This window comes from Polynucleobacter sp. AP-Sanab-80-C2 (assembly GCF_035012965.1).
Taxonomy (GTDB): Bacteria; Pseudomonadota; Gammaproteobacteria; order Burkholderiales; family Burkholderiaceae; genus Polynucleobacter.
The window spans coordinates 341,594-357,305 of sequence record NZ_JAYGQS010000001.1; the positions used below are offsets into that span (position 1 = coordinate 341,594).

Sequence of the window (15,712 nt, forward strand, 5' to 3'; positions counted from 1 at the left end):
CTATTTAATAGGATGAAGCAAACCGTCAATTTTAAGAAAGTTGCTTGACGTAAGTGGAAACTTGCTCATCCCATGGCGTATTCCAATGGGGTAATTTTGACACAAGACCTAGGCGCTCTAGCTCAATTTGAAGCTTATTTGTAGATAAACGAGAATTCATTGGCCTTTGAGCCAGCGAGGGATACTCAGATGTAGATATTGGAACAATTGAAGCGGGGGAGGTTTGCAGTTGCCATCCGGCATCTAGGGCTGACTGAACGGCTAAGCAAGCCAAACCGTACCAACTGGTTTCTCCTGGTGGCACCGCATGATATACACCTGAAGTAAATTGTCTTTTTTGACTACCGTCAAGCACTAGATAACATCCCACTTCTGCCAACCAAGCGGCGCTAGTAGGGGCTCCATGCTGATCATCGATCACTTGGAGCGCTGAACGCTCTTTTGCTAAACGTAAAATGGACCTGATGAAATTATTACCATCGCCATAAAGCCAACTAGCCCTCAAAATGGCATAGCGCCCAACCACCGAAGTGGCAAAAGCCTCCACAATTGCGCGCTCTCCCGCCTCTTTCGATTTGCCATAGACACCTAAAGGACTACAAGGATCGACCTCCTGATGGACACCTTGCTTAAATCCATCAAAGACATAATCAGTAGAAAAATGGAGGATAGTTGCTCCATATTGTGCAGCATACTTAGCCATCAATCCTGGAGCATCTGCATTAACAGCAAATGCAATGTCAGATTCTGATTCTGCTTTATCTACCGCAGTATAAGCAGCGGCATTAATAATCAACTGGGGCCTAAAGTTATTTAATAAACTAGTAATTTGATATGAGTCACTAAGATCACAGTCGCTACGATCAACTAATTTAATTGTATTACCAGCATGAAATGACGAATGTTGAAGCTGCTCCTTAAAAGCTCGCCCTAGCTGGCCATCTTTTCCAAAGACGAGAATATTCATTAGTGAATAGCGACTAGATGAGATATTGCTTTTGAAGCCAGTCACGGTAAGAGCCAGTGACGACACCTTGAACCCAATCCGGGTTATCTAAATACCACCGAACTGTTTTACGAATACCGGTATCAAAGGTCTCAGCAGGCCGCCATCCAAGCTCCTTTTGAATTTTGCGCGCATCAATAGCATAACGAAGATCATGACCGGGACGATCTGCTACGAAAGTGATCTGCTTCGAGTAAGGTTTACCATCAGAACGAGGTCTAAGCTCATCCAAGATTGCGCAGATTATATTGACTACATCAAGATTGGTCTTTTCATTCCAGCCGCCAATGTTGTATGTTTCTCCAAGCTTACCTTTATCCAGCACCACACTTATTGCTGAGCAGTGATCCCCGACATAAAGCCAGTCGCGTATTTGTTGGCCGTCACCATAAACAGGCAAAGACTTACCGGCCAATGCATTCAAAATGACTAGAGGAATTAACTTTTCAGGAAAGTGATAGGGGCCATAATTATTAGAGCAATTAGTAGTTACGACCGGTAATTTATAGGTATGGAACCATGCTCTCACTAGATGATCAGATGCTGCCTTAGAAGCTGAATAAGGACTGTTTGGCTCATATGGTTTCGTTTCTTTAAATGCGGGATCTGATAAAGATAAAGATCCATAGACCTCATCGGTCGATACATGGTGAAAACGAAAACGATCTTTTTCAACATGCTCTAACCCCCCCCAATACTCACGGGCACATTCTAATAGATTAAATGTACCAACAATATTAGTTTGAATAAACTCCGTAGGTCCATGAATGGAGCGATCTACATGGCTTTCAGCAGCAAAGTTGATGATCGCACGGGGACGATGCTCAGCCAACAACTTGTTAACCAACTTCTTATCACCTATGTCCCCATGGACAAAAGTATGCCTAGAATCATTCTTTAGACTCTGCAAATTGGCAAGATTACCAGCGTAAGTTAATTTATCTAAATTGATGACTCCCTCAGCACTTACAGATGAGAGCCAATTCAAAACGAAGTTTGCACCAATAAATCCAGCGCCACCAGTTACTAAAATCATTTTTCTAGATTAATTAAGTTCACCAACTGAAATCTATGGTGTTTGCATCATTTGAAGATATTTATTAAAGCGCTTTTTACCAAATAAAAAGATGCCACATCTTTGCACTAATTTTAGCCCACCCTTGGGCTTAGGCAATAGTGGCTCCTCAACAACACCATCAGGAGTCTTATTGCAGTTAATTAAGGCTGGGTTAATAAAGATGCGATAACCTTTTTTTCGCAATTCACGATGGAATGGAATGTGGTCTGCAACATCAATGCTACCAGCTTGATCATCAGTACCCGCATATCTTCCAGCTAGAAATGCCTCGCGGGTATAAATTCCTAATCCACCAAAAGCAGAATCAACTTCAATTAAATCTGCGCGCGGATCGATGGCAGCCTGCTTGCAACCTACCGCAATATTCTGAGCCGCTTTATCACCGAGGATATTTTCAAGTTTATGTTTTTGCTTCCAGCAATCCATTGGATTCCAATAAGGGTGGCTTAACGCCCAAATATCATAGTACTCGCCCAACTGATTAGCAGTAATAACATCCCATGGCTCATCAACCTCCCAGCACTGTGCAACTTTTTCACGGGTAATCAGTCCATTCATTCCATCCATATCAGCCATGACAATGAAATCAAGCTCTTGATATTTTGGATCATTCGTAACCGCATCAATAATAAGATTTCTGCAATAAGCAATCCTATCTGTTCTTTTAGAAAGCTTTTTACTTAACTCGCCAACACTTATAAATGAAAAATTTGGGAAGATTTTGGCAAATTTTTCTAGCCTAGCGACGGTATCATCACTGGAATCACTCTCCACAATAAGACAAAAAACCTTCTTAAATTGATCAAGGCTGGCCAGTAAACGCCCGAAATCATCATCAATTTTCGCAGAGGCATTACGGACCGGGCCCGCCAACAAGACAGTAGCATCAGCAATAGACTTTCTGGACTTTTTCAGCATTTTTATTAAGGACATAGCAGCATCTTACACGGAACAGGCATCTCAATTACCCACTCAAGTTAATGAAAAATCCTGTTTAATTTTATGGATAACAATGTTGGCAAAGTTTTGCGAAGTAAATGGCGCAAACTGATCGCTCAATAAAAAATTCTTTGCGGCCTGCTGATAATCAGAAAACTGTTTTGACGTGAGCGCTTTTACATATTGATATAGATCTTCATAAGAAGAAAATTGACGGAAATCAATAAAGCAATTTGACGGAATGGATAGCCCAATATTCGCATCACCCCAGTAAATAGGAACGCACCCCGCAAAGAAGCAATCGAATATCTTTTCAGTGATATAACCATCAATGTCACGAGCATTTTCAAAGCAAACACAAAACTTAGTTTTACTTAAGACCTCATATTTTGTTCTAGCAGATCCCTGGTAACTAGGAAATACTGGCTTACCCAAGATCCAAGGCAAAATCTTTTCTAAGCGATATCGCATCTTACCTGCACTGCCAAATCTTTTTTGAGGTACTTTCCAACCATTACCATAGAGCTTAAAGTCATTTAGTGCGTGGGCTTCAAACCACTTGATCGCCTTTACTCGCTCTGAGTAAAGCTCACGCGTATCAGCTAAATTGGCATGTCGATTGCTACCAATTAAACATATCAGATCAGGCCGCTGGTAGAACGCAAGGCTTTGAAAATTATCACCACACTCTTTTGGGATTGGATTGGGATACTGAATCTGAACAAAACGATCACTGGTAATATGCTTGCCAAACCCATCATGTAGCCCACTTTGTAGGAGCTCTTTATTCCACGTAAAGATTGAATCAAACTGATTCAGATAGCTGTAGTCAGAGTTTCTGGGAACAGTTAGCGGAGTCTCATACAAGATGAGGTAGTTTTTTTTAGCAGCGCAGGGAACAAAATTAATCGACTCAACGTAAAGTGAAAAATCTGGATTCACCCGATTGCGCTCGTTCACATCAGAAGTATGTAATGCAACCCCATACTGACGCCCTAAACCCTTCATGAAGCGCATAGGCTCAAGACAATCATCACGGTTGCGATGACTTAGAGGATCGAATATATCGTCCTTACCGATCTCCCACCCATAAATACTGCCTGTTAGCATAAATTACCTATTAATAAAAAAGCGACAAGATACCAGAATCGAATTTGGGAATGAATTCCCATCTAATGCTTTAATTATAGGTATATGAACATTACTACCCAAATCCAAGGAGGCCTCGGAAATCAACTTTTCCAATATGCCACCGGCAAAGCCTTGAGCGTTCGGTTAAAGGGGTCACTACAACTTGGTATTGACTGGTTTAATCATGGCTGGGAAGATGTAACACCTAGGCATTTTTTACTGCCTAATCTCCAGGTTAAATATGAATTAAAACCAGGTAGCACGATAACAAGAGCACCCAAGCTATGGCGCCGAATCGCACAACAATTTTTGCCTTGGACTCCCTATGTGCTTACCGAGCGACCATTTCGTTTTGATGCAAAATTAAATCATATCAAGCCATACGCCAATCAAGATATTTATCTTCAAGGTTACTGGCAATCATTTCGCTACTTTGAAGCAATCCGTGATGCTCTTATTCAAGAAATCAGACCTGTTCATGATTTGTCAAAGCCATATCAGAAATACCTAAATCAAATTCAAAGCAGCTCATCCGCAATGATTCATATTCGGAGAGGTGATTACGTTCATCTACCAGTTGCAGCAAAAATACATGGCTTTCTAGGATTGGATTACTACCAAAAAGGAATGGAAATACTTTTAGCATCGGATCCCAATATACAATTCTTTGTATTCTCTGATGACCTAGAATGGGCAAAAGCAAATCTACCTCATCAAGATAAAATGACATTTATTCAAAGCACTGAAGAGAAAACAGCCCCTATTCAGGAACTCTTTTTAATGATTCAATGTCAAAAGCATTTAATTGCTAACAGCTCATTGAGTTGGTGGGGAGCTTGGTTAAGTAATAGTGCGAATCCTCAAGTCATTGCGCCACTGAAGTGGACCAACGATACAGATAAAAGCTGGGATGATTTACTACCAGCACAGTGGCAAAGAATCTAAAATGATTTTATAAATTGTCCCCAAATGAAGGCTATGAGAGCCACTGTAAATCGCTCTAGACGAGTAAATGGAGTCCACACACCATTACCCCGAAACTGGAATCGAGAATAAATTTGGTAATTAGCGCCAAATGTTATCCCCGGAATCTTTTTATTCAGCTTAATTAAAAAATGGGTTCCAATTTTTAATCTCTCAGACCAATGCAACCTTCTTGGGATGAAATTGGAATCGATGCCAATTGCTGCAAGATATTTTTTCCTGTGCTCATCAAAAATATGATTGACTGTGGCATTTTGTATCTGACTAATTTGATTATCATGCACACGATAGGTAATTAAATTTCTTGGCACGTTGCCAAACTTGCAACCGTTTAAAGCTAAGTTTACCCACATTACATAGTCTTCTGCACCATCATTACCTGGGAGGTATGGCACTTTTTTAAATATCTTTGAGCACCCCATTACCGAAGGATTGCAAAGAGGACTGCATATTGAAATCATCGCACGTATATCAGCATCAGAATGACGCTGCTTAGAGTGCTTAAGTTTGCCATTAGCTTGGTGTAAAACGAGATGATCTGTCCCACAAAGGTCTAAATGATTGGACTCTAAATATTGCAACTGTAGCTCTAAACGCTTGGGATCAGCTAGATCATCAGAGTCCAAAAAAGCGATATATTTTCCTCGAGCCATACCTACCAAAGTGTTTCTTGCACTGACTAGGCCTTTATTTTCCGAAAGAAAAACTTTCTTCATGCGTGGATCTAAATAGGTATCAATAATTTTTGCAGTGTCATCACTCGAACCATCATCCAAGATAATGAATTCAAAATTAGCAAAAGATTGATTAAGAACGCTCTCAATAGCAACAGCAATATATTTTTCAACATTAAAGGCTGGCATTAAAACGCTAATGATTGGTTTTAATGTGAGCTCTGGTGCAGGTTTTTGCATTAAACAAAACTTTGTAGGTAACGGCTGAAGCGTTTGAGGCGCTTGAGTAAATGTGAGGAAAGAGATTTTTGAGATTGGCCTAAGTTAAGCTCAGACTCCCATGCAGACTGATAAATGACCCCTAAGTAATTTTGGGCAACTTTTGCTTTAGTTTCACCCAAGCGCTTCATCAAAAAGTATTGCCAGTCATAGTGGTATGTGCGAAACAAAGGCTCAATTGCAATCAATTGAATAGCACGATACCTTAGAAGGGTTTCACCATAAATGAGTGTCTCCGGAAGTTCTGGACTAATGAGGTCCCACAAACTCATCCCCTTAGGCTCCAAATATTGGGTCTCCAAGGATTGCCATACCTTAGCCGACCAAATAAAAGGGGCAGGGGCGCAATAAAAATTCGGGCCTTTGCGATTAAAAACTGCTTTAACACGCTCAGCTTCTTTTCTTAGATCTCTTTCTACCTTCTCATGTCCCCGATCAGTGGCGAGTTGAAACAGCTCTTTATTCTGATGTAATACCGTATAGGGCATACCATCATTTGCCAAGAAATCAGACTTAAAAAAATTTCTAATGAAGAGACAATCAGAATCTAAGCATAAATAATTTTCCGCATACCTGAGGCGCCAAAATTCCGATTTAATAATTTGCTGAGATAAGCCACCAGGCATAGCATGGTATTTTGCAATATCTGCGTGAGGATTTGCAGTAATAATATCCTCGTCTGCAACCCAGAAATATCCATCCCCACCCAGAGTTTTTTCTAATAAATCTTTATCGACCTTGGGAGTGGAAATATAAAAATCTAAATGATCGGCATTGAACTGATTAACAGACTCCAGCAGGCGCTTTAAGCGTAGAAAATCCCTAGAATAGGATTTGCAATAGAGAACAAAATCTTTCAAGCGATTTTCCTATAACGATTTCTGGCGCGCTTGCACATTAGTCAATATGGTTTTTACTGCCTGATCTACGCCAATCGGATTCCAAATAGGCTCAATTAAGCATTTCGACTGCCAGTCTAACCAAATTCTTTCAAGCGCGATTGAAATTCCCTCAGAGTCTCCCTCGGCGCTTAAATAAGCACCCCGCTCTAATAACATTTGATCAAGCTGTGGATTGCGATGGGTAATTCCCCATATTGGCCTTCCCGTCCATAGGTAGTCATAAAACTTGGAAGGGATATATTCGGCACACCACTCATCATTACCGTGAAGCAAAATCAATACATCAGCTTCTTGCATTTTTTTTGCCACGCGCTGACGACCCGATTTTCCAGTCGTAGGATCAACTTCTAAGCGTCCATGCGCTAGAAGCACATCACTAAACCCCAATTGCTCAATAGCTTCCGCTGATAACGAATCCAAGGGCGCTCCATAAGCATGGACTCGAATCAGATTTCGTGCTTGAGGATATTTTTCAAATAAAGGCACCAAAGCCTTGAGGACAGTTGATAAGGAACGATCATTCGCTAAAGAGCCAAAGTGGGATAAATTTAATTGGTCGGTGTATTTATGCGCCTGATTCGCACTGAGACCACCTGGAGGATGGGCGCCGGGGGTTACTACAAAACCACGTGCATTCGTAGGTGTATTAAGATTAGGATTGCGTACCTTAGCGTAATGTAAAGCACCATCAGTAAACCACCAGACCTTATCAGAGAAGCAGGTAAGCTGATTTTCTAAATAATGCCTAAACCGAGCATCCCGATTAAGAGGTTTTTCAAATCCCTGATCATTAGGATTTCGACGTATCACTAATGGGTCATGTACTTCCGAGATCAATTCAATACCAGTTGCCTTTTTTAGCCATACACCAGCCAAGTGAGCCGACCACGCACTACCAACAGAAAGCACCACATCTACTTTGCCAGCCCGAATTAACCGGTAACCATGAAAAAAAGCCGGTAGAGCCCATGACCATTGACTCGAATATCCCAAGCAGAACTTTTCAATCGCAATAAACGGAGCAAGCAGTATAGAAACTGTTCGAGTCGTCAGCTTGTAGAACCAGCCGCGACCATATTTATTGGCAACCCAATGTCGAAAATCAAAACGAAAACCGGCTGGGGCCCAGGCAATAAATTGATGATGTGGAAAACGTTGATCTTTAATCCCAGTAATTGCACTAAAGACAATAGGCTCTACTCCAGCCTCTAAAAAATAGGGGATCTTGTCTGTAATGGTTAAGCTGGCAGCACGCCCATCCATATTGAAAGCGTGAGACAAAATCAACCAACGCTTTTTTTCAGTGACTACAGGAATTTCAATGCTCACTAGCGATTCCAGTTGGCCTAACTAATTACCAGCAACCATCGACATTACAGCCATACGCACTGCAATGCCAAAGGTAACTTGATTCAAAATGACTGATTGTGGCCCATCAGCTACGACAGAATCAATCTCGACTCCACGATTCATAGGGCCAGGGTGCATGACGATTGCATCAGTCTTAGCGAGTGCCAAGCGTGAAGGCGTTAAACCATACTGCTTAAAGAAGGCCTCACCCTCTGGAACTTGTCCTACTTCCATACGCTCTTTTTGAATACGTAAAGTCATGACTACATCAACATCTTTTAAGCCCTCTTCCATGCTATGAAAGACCTTTACGCCCAACATATTGAGATCGCTAGGCAATAAACTCTCAGGACCAATTGCCCTAATGTCTTCACAGCCCAAAGTAGTCAGGGCATTAATATTCGATTTAGCAACGCGGCTATGGACGATGTCACCAACAATCGCCACTTTTAAGCCTTTGAAATTCTGCTTGAAGTGACGCATCGTATACATATCTAACAAGCCTTGAGTTGGATGCTGGTGACTTCCATCTCCGGCATTAACCACATGTACATGTGCTGGCACATGGTTGGCTATTTCAATTGGTGCTTTTGAAACACTGTGGCGCACTACAAATATATCTGCCTGCATTGCAACTAAGTTATCAATTGTGTCGAGAAGACTCTCACCCTTCGCAGTAGAAGAGGTGGAGATATCTAAATTAATCACATCAGCCGATAAACGCTTGGCGGCAATCTCAAAAGTCGTTCTAGTGCGTGTAGAATTTTCAAAAAAGAGGTTAAAGACACTCTTACCTCGTAATAGAGGTACCTTTTTTACCTCTCTTGATGGATCGGTAATGCTCACAAACTGCTGAGCAGTATCGAGTATATGAAAGATCTGCTCTTTTGGCAAACCCTCTAAAGTTAAGAGGTGGGTGAGCTCTCCAGCGGAATTAAATTGATTCACTAAGCTACTCTCCGAGCCCATTATTCATGCTCCTCAAGCTGAAAGTTAAATTTACCAGCGGTATCTTTTTCTAAAACTAAGATTTGCTTTTCGGAGATGTGGACTTGTTCACTTACAAAGTTTGCGCAAACCGGAAGCTCTCGATTACCACGATCTGCAAGCACCATTAATTCGACTTGTGCAGGACGACCAAAGTCAAATAACTCATTCAAGGCTGCGCGCACTGTTCTACCGGTGAGCAAAACATCATCAATCAAAATAATGTTGGCACCATTCACATCAAAAGGTAAATGAGTCGTCATGGTGCTAGCGGTACGCAGAGCAGTCATTCCTTTCTCAGCATAATCATCGCGATGAAAAGCAACATTAATTACGCCATAGTGAGGCAAGCCCAAATCTTTAGCTAAGCGCTCAGCAATCCAGGCGCCGCCCATTGCTAAGCCAGCAAGCTCAAAAGAGCCTTGCTGCAACTTTTTGTGAAGCTCTTCGAGTAATTTTCCGTATAACAGTTCAGCGTTCATTCGTTTTCCAACACTTCTCAGTTTAAGTCAGCGGTCGTTCCGCAAAATACTGCTCCAAAATCAAAGCAGCAGAGTGTGCATCTAGATTGTCCCGCATCTTGGAGCCCCCCTCCAAAATAACGGACGTATAGCGCTCATCAACCCAAGCAACCGGCAAATTCAGCCTGCCATGTAATTGATTACCAAATCGAGTCGCCTTAGCCGTCATCTCATGCTCAGCCCCATCAGGATAGACTGGGCGTCCGACCACAAGCTGCTGGGGTTGCCACTCCCTAGTCAGCACCTGGATTTCTTGAAAAAGTGCATCAATATTAGGCGCAGCAATTATTTTTAAGGCTTGCCCCGCTTGCGTTACTGAATTTCCGACTGCGACACCAACTCTACGTGTTCCATAATCAAAGGCCATTACTGTAATTGGCTCAGTGAGTGAAGCGTTGGTCATATTAGGCATGCCCCGCTTCACCGGAAAAAGATGCCAAATCAAATCCGAGATGACTCATAGTTTTTTCATAGCGCTGAGTCGATGGTGTATTGAAAATAATTTCCATCATTTGCTCGCGTGACAAAGGGACGTTCATCCAACCATTCAAGATAATCTCTTCTTCTAGCTGACCAGCCCCCCAACCCGCATAACCAAGCGTCATCAAAAATTTTCTGGGGCCATTGCCGATAGCTACTGCCTCTAGAACATCCTTAGATGTGGTCATCGTAAGTCCACCCGGAATAATTAAGGAGGAGCTATAAGCAAGATGAGGGTTGGACTCATGAAGTACAAATCCACGCTCAACCTGAACAGGACCGCCGAAATAGACAGGCTGCTCGAGTAAGGGTGCAATTTCAAGTTTAAGTTCAATCTTGTCAAACAAAGTTGCCAAATCAACTTCAGTGGGTTTGTTCACTACCAAACCCATCGCACCTCGTTCGTTATGCTCAAACAAATAGATGACAGAGTTTGCAAAGTTAGGGTCTACCATGCCCGGCATAGAGATGAGAAACTGATTGGCTAAATGATCGGCAGAATAGGAAATTAAAGACCCTGAGTCTGAATCATGGGGGGCTTTTTTGGCCTTAGACATATAGTCCTATTTTACCGAATATCTAGATTTTTCCGGTAATCCAATAGGCAAAAATGCCAATTACTTCGTGAACTAACTTGTTCCAGTTTTGTGCCCCCTCTTTCAAGTCAAAGGTATCCCAATTGAGACTATTTGCCGTCTGGTAATCCACTGGTAAAGGCAAGACATCAATACCTTGTTTTTCAAATATCTTGACCGATCGATACATATGAGTAGCAGAGGTAATCAGTAGCCAAGGCTTTGAAGCTCCAGCCGCATTCTTTAGGCCGAATTCTTCAATCATGGGCTTCATATAAAGAACGTTCTCATAGGTATTTCGCGACTGATTTTCGTAGTGCGCCATCTTTTCACTCAATCCCTGCTCAGCCACCAATTGCTTGAATGCCTCAGCCTCAGAAGGCCCTCTTGGATTAATACGACCTGAGTAACCACTGAAAATAAAAGGTAGGTCTGGATACTTTCGAATGAGCTCAAAAGCTTTGGTGACACGTTCTGCAGCAGAGCCAATAGATACTTCTCCGCGATCAAGTGCGATTTCTCCACCCTCAATCGCACCACCTAAAATGATGATCCCGCCAATATCATTTCCCGCAAGATTTACTAAAGACGTTTTAGGAACGGCATCCTCAAGACTCCTTAAGCCTAACTCAGAGGTCGGTAGCCACCCCACTATCAGGAGATCCAGTAAAGCCAGTATCAAGAAGCGTTTACACAAGTCGAGCTTTCTGAGGGCTAGAAATAGTAAGCTCAGAAAAACAAAAGTGATGACCCAATTCAGTGGCTCTATGCAGAGCTGCACCACCTTCGAAAGAATAAAAAAGATCGTATCCATCATTAATCAAGATCTTAACCCTTTTAACTAAAGCCCCCTCAACAAATTCTTCCAATTACCCCTAATATAGGAGCTATGCAAAAAGCTCTTGTTTGGCTCCGACGTGACCTCCGCTTATATGACAATGCGGCGCTTCATCACGCCTTAAAAGAAAGTAAGCAAGTCTGGCTGACTTTTATCTTTGATACAGATATTCTCAGACCTCTGATTCAAGGTGAACTCGATGTTAGAGGCTTGAAACATGACCGTCGAGTCGATTTCATTTGGCAGGGTTTAAAACAGATAGACGATGAGCTTAAAAAACAAGGTGGCGGTCTTATCGTTCGCTACTGCAAGCCAACTGAATACATCCCTCAAATCGCCAAAGATCTTGGCGTTGAAACTGTCTTTACCAATCATGACTATGAGCCCTCTGCCATCGCTCGAGATGACATTATCAAGACTTCGTTACAAAAAATAAATATTCAGTTTGCCAGCTTTAAAGACCAAGTCATTTTTGAGAAAAAAGAAATTCTCACTAATTCAAATACTGTTTTTTCTATCTTTACACCCTATAAAAACAATTGGCTAAAAACGCTTCAAGAAAAAGATCTCGCATCTTATGAATGCAGCCCTAAGCCAGGGCAAATTGCTGCTATTCCTAAAAAATTAGACTTGCCATTCCCCTCGCTAGAATCTATGGGCTTTTGTCCTACCGGCATTAAAGCTTATCTTCCACCCGGATCTGAAGGCGGACAGGCATTCTTGGAAGACTTTCTCTCGCGAATTGATCAGTACCAAATGGGGAGAGATTTTCCAGCCATCAAGGGCGTGAGCTACCTCTCTACCCATTTACGCTTTGGCATGCTCTCGATTCGGGACCTAGTACGCGAGGCCCATCGCAGAATGTTGGCAGGCAGCATGGGCGCTACCATTTGGCTGAGTGAGCTCATTTGGCGGGATTTTTATTTCATGATTCTGGCCAATCATCCACGCTTAGCGGATGGTGCTTCATTCAAACCAGACTATGACAATATTGCCTGGGAAGAAGGGACTCATGCTAAAAAATTATTTAAAGCCTGGTGCGAAGGTAAAACTGGTTATCCATTAGTTGACGCAGCAATGCATCAACTCAATCAAACTGGTTATATGCACAATCGCCTGCGCATGGTAGTCGCGAGCTTTCTAACGAAAGACTTAGGAATTGATTGGCGTTGGGGTGAAGCCTATTTTGCGGCACATCTCAATGACTTTGAGCTCTCATCCAATAATGGCGGCTGGCAATGGGCGTCTTCTTCAGGTTGCGATGCCCAACCCTATTTCCGGATTTTTAATCCCATTACTCAATCAGAAAAATTTGACCCAGAAGGAAAATTTATACGCCGTTACTTGCCGCAATTGGAAAAACTTTCTAAGAAATCGATTCATGCACCATGGAAAGCAGGTCATATTGAGCTTGAGACTGCAGGCATCGTACTGGGGCGAGACTATCCGCTACCTGTAGTCGATCACGACGAGGCACGCAAGAAGACCTTGGTACGTTATAGCGTTGTTAAAAAAGTCGGCTAAGTCTACTAATAACTTATCAATCCGCTTTAAGATAGGGTATGAGCAAGATCTATGCTGTTGGTGACGTTCAAGGATGTGCACCATCACTCAAAGCCCTCGTTAAGAAGCTTCCCAAACAGTCGAAAATGATTTTTTTGGGTGACTTAGTCAATCGCGGTCCCAACTCACTTAGCGCGTTGCGTCAACTCAAAAAACTTCAAGAATCCGGTCGAGCTGAATGCATTTTGGGCAATCACGATCTTCACCTTCTGGCAATTGATGCTGGAATTCGTAAAACCAAAAGCCTTGATACGGTGGAAGCAATTCTCAAAGCATCAGATCGCAGAGAGCTTATTAATTGGGTACGCAAGCGCCCTATGGCGCTCAGCAATGGAAAACTACTGGCCGTGCATGCTGGTGTTCTCCCACAATGGGATTTACAGCAAGCGATCGAATGTGCGCAAGAAGTGGAGAAGGCTTTACGTAGCAAATCCTATAAAGAATTTCTGGGAAATATGTATGGCAATACGCCCAATAAATGGAGTAACTCCCTAAAAGGCTACGAGCGCTTACGAGTCATTACCAATGCATTGACCAGAATGCGCTTTTGTACCCCAGGCGGACAAATGGAGTTTGAAAGCAAAGAAGGTCTAGAGAATGGTCCAAAAGGCTATATCCCCTGGTTCAAAGTTCCCAAAAGAAAAACCCGAGATACCTTGATTTACTTCGGCCATTGGTCCACTCTGGGCTTACTGCGTCAGCACAACGTTGTAGGACTAGATACTGGCTGCGTGTGGGGAGGAAAACTCACCGCCATGCAAATCTCAGACAACAATAAAGATATGAAGAAGTCTGAGATTATTCAAGTGGATGGCTATGACCATCCCTTGCGAATGTAATTAAAGCAACTGCTTTATTTCAGTTTTTGGAATGATTTTTCAGCAGCAGTAATAATCGCATCAAGTACATCATTGTCATGCGCAATGGATGTAAAGCCTGCTTCGTATGCTGACGGTGCTAGATAAACACCTTCATCTAACATCAAGTGAAAAAACTTCTTAAAAGCTTCAATATCAGTTTTCGTGACAGCCTCATAAGAGCTTGGAACGGCATTGGCAAAATAGAAGCCAAACATACCGCCAACTTTATCAACCGCAAATGGAATGCCTGCTTTGTCGGCGGCTTGTTTTAAACCAGCCATGAGTTTTTGAGTTTGACCAGTCAGGCACTCATAGAAACCTTCTCTCGAAATAATCTCCAGAGTCTTTAAGCCAGCGGCCACAGCAACTGGATTACCAGACAAAGTGCCAGCCTGGTACACACTACCTAAAGGTGCTAACTTAGACATGATTTCTTTTTTTCCGCCAAAGGCTGCCATTGGCATACCACCACCCATGACTTTTCCAAGACAAGTTAAGTCGGGAACAATACCTTGCAGTGACTGAGCACCTCCAAGAGCCACTCTAAAGCCGGTCATGACTTCGTCATAAATTAAAACGCTACCATGCTTGCTCGTGAGATTACGAATCGCAGTCAAAAATGCTTTTGAAGGCTGAATCAAATTCATATTGCCAGCAATCGGCTCGATGATGACTGCAGCAATTTGATCGCCCTGCTTTTTAAATACCGCCTCGATCGCTTCAACATCGTTGTATGGCAAAACCAATGTGTGCTTGACTAAATCTTGAGGTACACCACCAGAAGATGGCGCATTCTGGGTTGAGTCTGCAAAGGTCAACAGGCCTGAGCCAGCCTTCACTAATAAGCTATCCGCATGTCCGTGGTAGCAACCTTCAAACTTAATGATGAGATCACGACCTGTGTAGCCACGAGCGAGACGTAAGGCGCTCATCGTTGCTTCAGTGCCGCTAGAGACCATACGTACTTGCTCAACACTTGGCATCACAGCGCAAATACGCTCTGCTAATTCAATTTCGCCTTCGGTTGGGGCGCCGTAACTAAAACTCGTTTCAGCAGCTTTTTGAACAGCCTCAACCACTTCTGGATTCGCATGACCGACAATCATGGGACCCCAAGACATAATTAAATCGATATAACGCTTATTGTCAGCATCCCAAAAATAGGGGCCTTTGGCTTTGGTTACAAATCGTGGAGTACCCCCAACCTGACGGAATGCCCGAACTGGCGAGTTCACTCCACCTGGAATTGTCTTCTGTGCCCGTTCAAATAAAACGTCGTTTTGACTCATGTTTATCTCAATCGCTTTTATCTATTTTTAGCTGTTATCAGCCAATTAAATTGCCATCATTTCAAAATCGTCTTTGCGTGCTCCACACTCTGGGCAAGTCCAATTCATTGGTACATCTTTCCAGAGTGTTCCTGGCGCAATCCCTTCATCAGGCAAACCAGCAGCCTCGTCATAGACCCATCCACAAATTAGGCACATATACGTTTTAAATTCCATTTACCTAGTCTCCGCAGTAGTCACGCATTTAGAGGAATAG

Annotated in this window: 17 protein-coding genes; 3 read left to right on the forward strand and 14 right to left on the reverse strand. The window is 42.6% G+C overall.

Going from position 1 to position 15,712, the window contains the following annotated elements; translation table 11 throughout:
• Positions 1 to 31 precede the first annotated feature (31 nt).
• Genes rfbD through VC178_RS01810 form a run of 4 tightly spaced genes read right to left on the reverse strand, consistent with a single transcriptional unit; the run spans position 32 to position 4,133 of the window.
• A complete protein-coding gene (gene rfbD, locus VC178_RS01795) occupies positions 32 to 967 on the reverse strand; it encodes a dTDP-4-dehydrorhamnose reductase (protein WP_323481422.1) in 936 nt (311 codons plus the stop codon).
• A gap of 13 nt (positions 968 to 980) precedes the next feature.
• Positions 981 to 2,042 (reverse strand): dTDP-glucose 4,6-dehydratase, encoded by a 1,062-nt coding sequence (gene rfbB, locus VC178_RS01800; RefSeq protein WP_323481423.1) that lies wholly within the window; start codon positions 2,040 to 2,042, stop codon positions 981 to 983.
• A 33-nt stretch (positions 2,043 to 2,075) separates the two neighbouring features.
• A complete protein-coding gene (locus tag VC178_RS01805; protein ID WP_323481424.1) occupies positions 2,076 to 3,017 on the reverse strand; it encodes a hypothetical protein in 942 nt (313 codons plus the stop codon).
• Positions 3,018 to 3,056: 39 nt separating this feature from the next.
• A complete protein-coding gene (locus VC178_RS01810) occupies positions 3,057 to 4,133 on the reverse strand; it encodes a glycosyltransferase family 10 domain-containing protein (RefSeq protein WP_323481425.1) in 1,077 nt (358 codons plus the stop codon).
• An 84-nt stretch (positions 4,134 to 4,217) separates the two neighbouring features.
• Between VC178_RS01810 and VC178_RS01815 the strand changes: the two genes are divergently transcribed.
• The gene (locus tag VC178_RS01815) at positions 4,218 to 5,099 is read left to right on the forward strand and encodes an alpha-1,2-fucosyltransferase (RefSeq protein ID WP_323481426.1); all 882 of its coding nucleotides are present in this window, start codon (positions 4,218 to 4,220) and stop codon (positions 5,097 to 5,099) included.
• Here VC178_RS01815 and VC178_RS01820 read toward each other — a convergent pair.
• From VC178_RS01820 to VC178_RS01855, 8 genes are read right to left on the reverse strand one after another with little or no spacing between them, the layout of a single operon-like run.
• Positions 5,096 to 6,052 carry a glycosyltransferase family 2 protein gene (locus VC178_RS01820; protein WP_323481427.1) on the reverse strand — a complete coding sequence of 319 codons (957 nt, stop codon included), beginning with the start codon at positions 6,050 to 6,052 and terminating at the stop codon, positions 5,096 to 5,098. The two genes, VC178_RS01815 and VC178_RS01820, sit on opposite strands and share 4 nt — an antisense overlap.
• Positions 6,052 to 6,951, reverse strand: a complete 900-nt coding sequence (locus VC178_RS01825; protein WP_323481428.1) for a DUF6492 family protein — start codon at positions 6,949 to 6,951, stop codon at positions 6,052 to 6,054. The genes VC178_RS01820 and VC178_RS01825 overlap by 1 nt, the downstream gene beginning before the upstream one ends.
• A gap of 9 nt (positions 6,952 to 6,960) precedes the next feature.
• Complete coding sequence (locus VC178_RS01830) at positions 6,961 to 8,322, reverse strand: hypothetical protein (RefSeq protein ID WP_323481429.1); 1,362 nt, start codon at positions 8,320 to 8,322, stop codon at positions 6,961 to 6,963.
• A 21-nt stretch (positions 8,323 to 8,343) separates the two neighbouring features.
• A complete protein-coding gene (locus VC178_RS01835) occupies positions 8,344 to 9,312 on the reverse strand; it encodes an aspartate carbamoyltransferase catalytic subunit (protein ID WP_323481430.1) in 969 nt (322 codons plus the stop codon).
• Positions 9,312 to 9,812 carry a bifunctional pyr operon transcriptional regulator/uracil phosphoribosyltransferase PyrR gene (pyrR, locus tag VC178_RS01840; protein WP_216177345.1) on the reverse strand — a complete coding sequence of 167 codons (501 nt, stop codon included), beginning with the start codon at positions 9,810 to 9,812 and terminating at the stop codon, positions 9,312 to 9,314. The genes VC178_RS01835 and pyrR overlap by 1 nt, the downstream gene beginning before the upstream one ends.
• 22 nt (positions 9,813 to 9,834) lie before the next feature.
• Positions 9,835 to 10,254 carry a Holliday junction resolvase RuvX gene (ruvX, locus tag VC178_RS01845; RefSeq protein ID WP_216177342.1) on the reverse strand — a complete coding sequence of 140 codons (420 nt, stop codon included), beginning with the start codon at positions 10,252 to 10,254 and terminating at the stop codon, positions 9,835 to 9,837.
• Position 10,255: 1 nt separating this feature from the next.
• A complete protein-coding gene (locus tag VC178_RS01850; RefSeq protein ID WP_323481431.1) occupies positions 10,256 to 10,888 on the reverse strand; it encodes a YqgE/AlgH family protein in 633 nt (210 codons plus the stop codon).
• A gap of 22 nt (positions 10,889 to 10,910) precedes the next feature.
• Complete coding sequence (locus VC178_RS01855) at positions 10,911 to 11,723, reverse strand: YdcF family protein (protein ID WP_323481432.1); 813 nt, start codon at positions 11,721 to 11,723, stop codon at positions 10,911 to 10,913.
• A 72-nt stretch (positions 11,724 to 11,795) separates the two neighbouring features.
• On the opposite strand from VC178_RS01855, the gene VC178_RS01860 reads away from it, so the two are divergent.
• Both VC178_RS01860 and VC178_RS01865 read left to right on the forward strand, forming a co-directional pair.
• Positions 11,796 to 13,268 (forward strand): deoxyribodipyrimidine photo-lyase, encoded by a 1,473-nt coding sequence (locus tag VC178_RS01860; protein WP_323481433.1) that lies wholly within the window; start codon positions 11,796 to 11,798, stop codon positions 13,266 to 13,268.
• 38 nt (positions 13,269 to 13,306) lie between these two features.
• Positions 13,307 to 14,146, forward strand: coding sequence for a symmetrical bis(5'-nucleosyl)-tetraphosphatase (locus VC178_RS01865; RefSeq protein ID WP_323481434.1), 840 nt, complete (start codon positions 13,307 to 13,309; stop codon positions 14,144 to 14,146).
• Between the two features lie 14 nt (positions 14,147 to 14,160).
• Here VC178_RS01865 and hemL read toward each other — a convergent pair whose 3' ends face one another.
• Together hemL and VC178_RS01875 are read right to left on the reverse strand one after the other, a co-directional pair.
• Positions 14,161 to 15,456, reverse strand: coding sequence for a glutamate-1-semialdehyde 2,1-aminomutase (hemL, locus tag VC178_RS01870; protein ID WP_323481435.1), 1,296 nt, complete (start codon positions 15,454 to 15,456; stop codon positions 14,161 to 14,163).
• Positions 15,457 to 15,501: 45 nt separating this feature from the next.
• Positions 15,502 to 15,672, reverse strand: coding sequence for a rubredoxin (locus VC178_RS01875; RefSeq protein WP_068947854.1), 171 nt, complete (start codon positions 15,670 to 15,672; stop codon positions 15,502 to 15,504).
• Between the last annotated feature and the right edge of the window lie 40 nt (positions 15,673 to 15,712).

Bases quoted from the DNA above. Each gene is read 5' to 3' on its own strand.
- VC178_RS01860 (WP_323481433.1), top strand. From the start codon at position 11,796: ATGCAAAAAGCTCTTGTTTGGCTCCGACGTGACCTCCGCTTATATGAC.
- VC178_RS01875 (WP_068947854.1), bottom strand. From the start codon at position 15,672: ATGGAATTTAAAACGTATATGTGCCTAATTTGTGGATGGGTCTATGAC.
- VC178_RS01820 (WP_323481427.1), bottom strand. From the start codon at position 6,052: ATGCAAAAACCTGCACCAGAGCTCACATTAAAACCAATCATTAGCGTT.
- VC178_RS01810 (WP_323481425.1), bottom strand. From the start codon at position 4,133: ATGCTAACAGGCAGTATTTATGGGTGGGAGATCGGTAAGGACGATATA.
- pyrR (WP_216177345.1), bottom strand. From the start codon at position 9,812: ATGAACGCTGAACTGTTATACGGAAAATTACTCGAAGAGCTTCACAAA.
- VC178_RS01805 (WP_323481424.1), bottom strand. From the start codon at position 3,017: ATGTCCTTAATAAAAATGCTGAAAAAGTCCAGAAAGTCTATTGCTGAT.
- VC178_RS01835 (WP_323481430.1), bottom strand. From the start codon at position 9,312: ATGGGCTCGGAGAGTAGCTTAGTGAATCAATTTAATTCCGCTGGAGAG.
- VC178_RS01855 (WP_323481432.1), bottom strand. From the start codon at position 11,723: ATGATGGATACGATCTTTTTTATTCTTTCGAAGGTGGTGCAGCTCTGC.
- ruvX (WP_216177342.1), bottom strand. From the start codon at position 10,254: ATGACCAACGCTTCACTCACTGAGCCAATTACAGTAATGGCCTTTGAT.
- hemL (WP_323481435.1), bottom strand. From the start codon at position 15,456: ATGAGTCAAAACGACGTTTTATTTGAACGGGCACAGAAGACAATTCCA.
- rfbD (WP_323481422.1), bottom strand. From the start codon at position 967: ATGAATATTCTCGTCTTTGGAAAAGATGGCCAGCTAGGGCGAGCTTTT.
- VC178_RS01865 (WP_323481434.1), top strand. From the start codon at position 13,307: ATGAGCAAGATCTATGCTGTTGGTGACGTTCAAGGATGTGCACCATCA.
- rfbB (WP_323481423.1), bottom strand. From the start codon at position 2,042: ATGATTTTAGTAACTGGTGGCGCTGGATTTATTGGTGCAAACTTCGTT.
- VC178_RS01850 (WP_323481431.1), bottom strand. From the start codon at position 10,888: ATGTCTAAGGCCAAAAAAGCCCCCCATGATTCAGACTCAGGGTCTTTA.
- VC178_RS01815 (WP_323481426.1), top strand. From the start codon at position 4,218: ATGAACATTACTACCCAAATCCAAGGAGGCCTCGGAAATCAACTTTTC.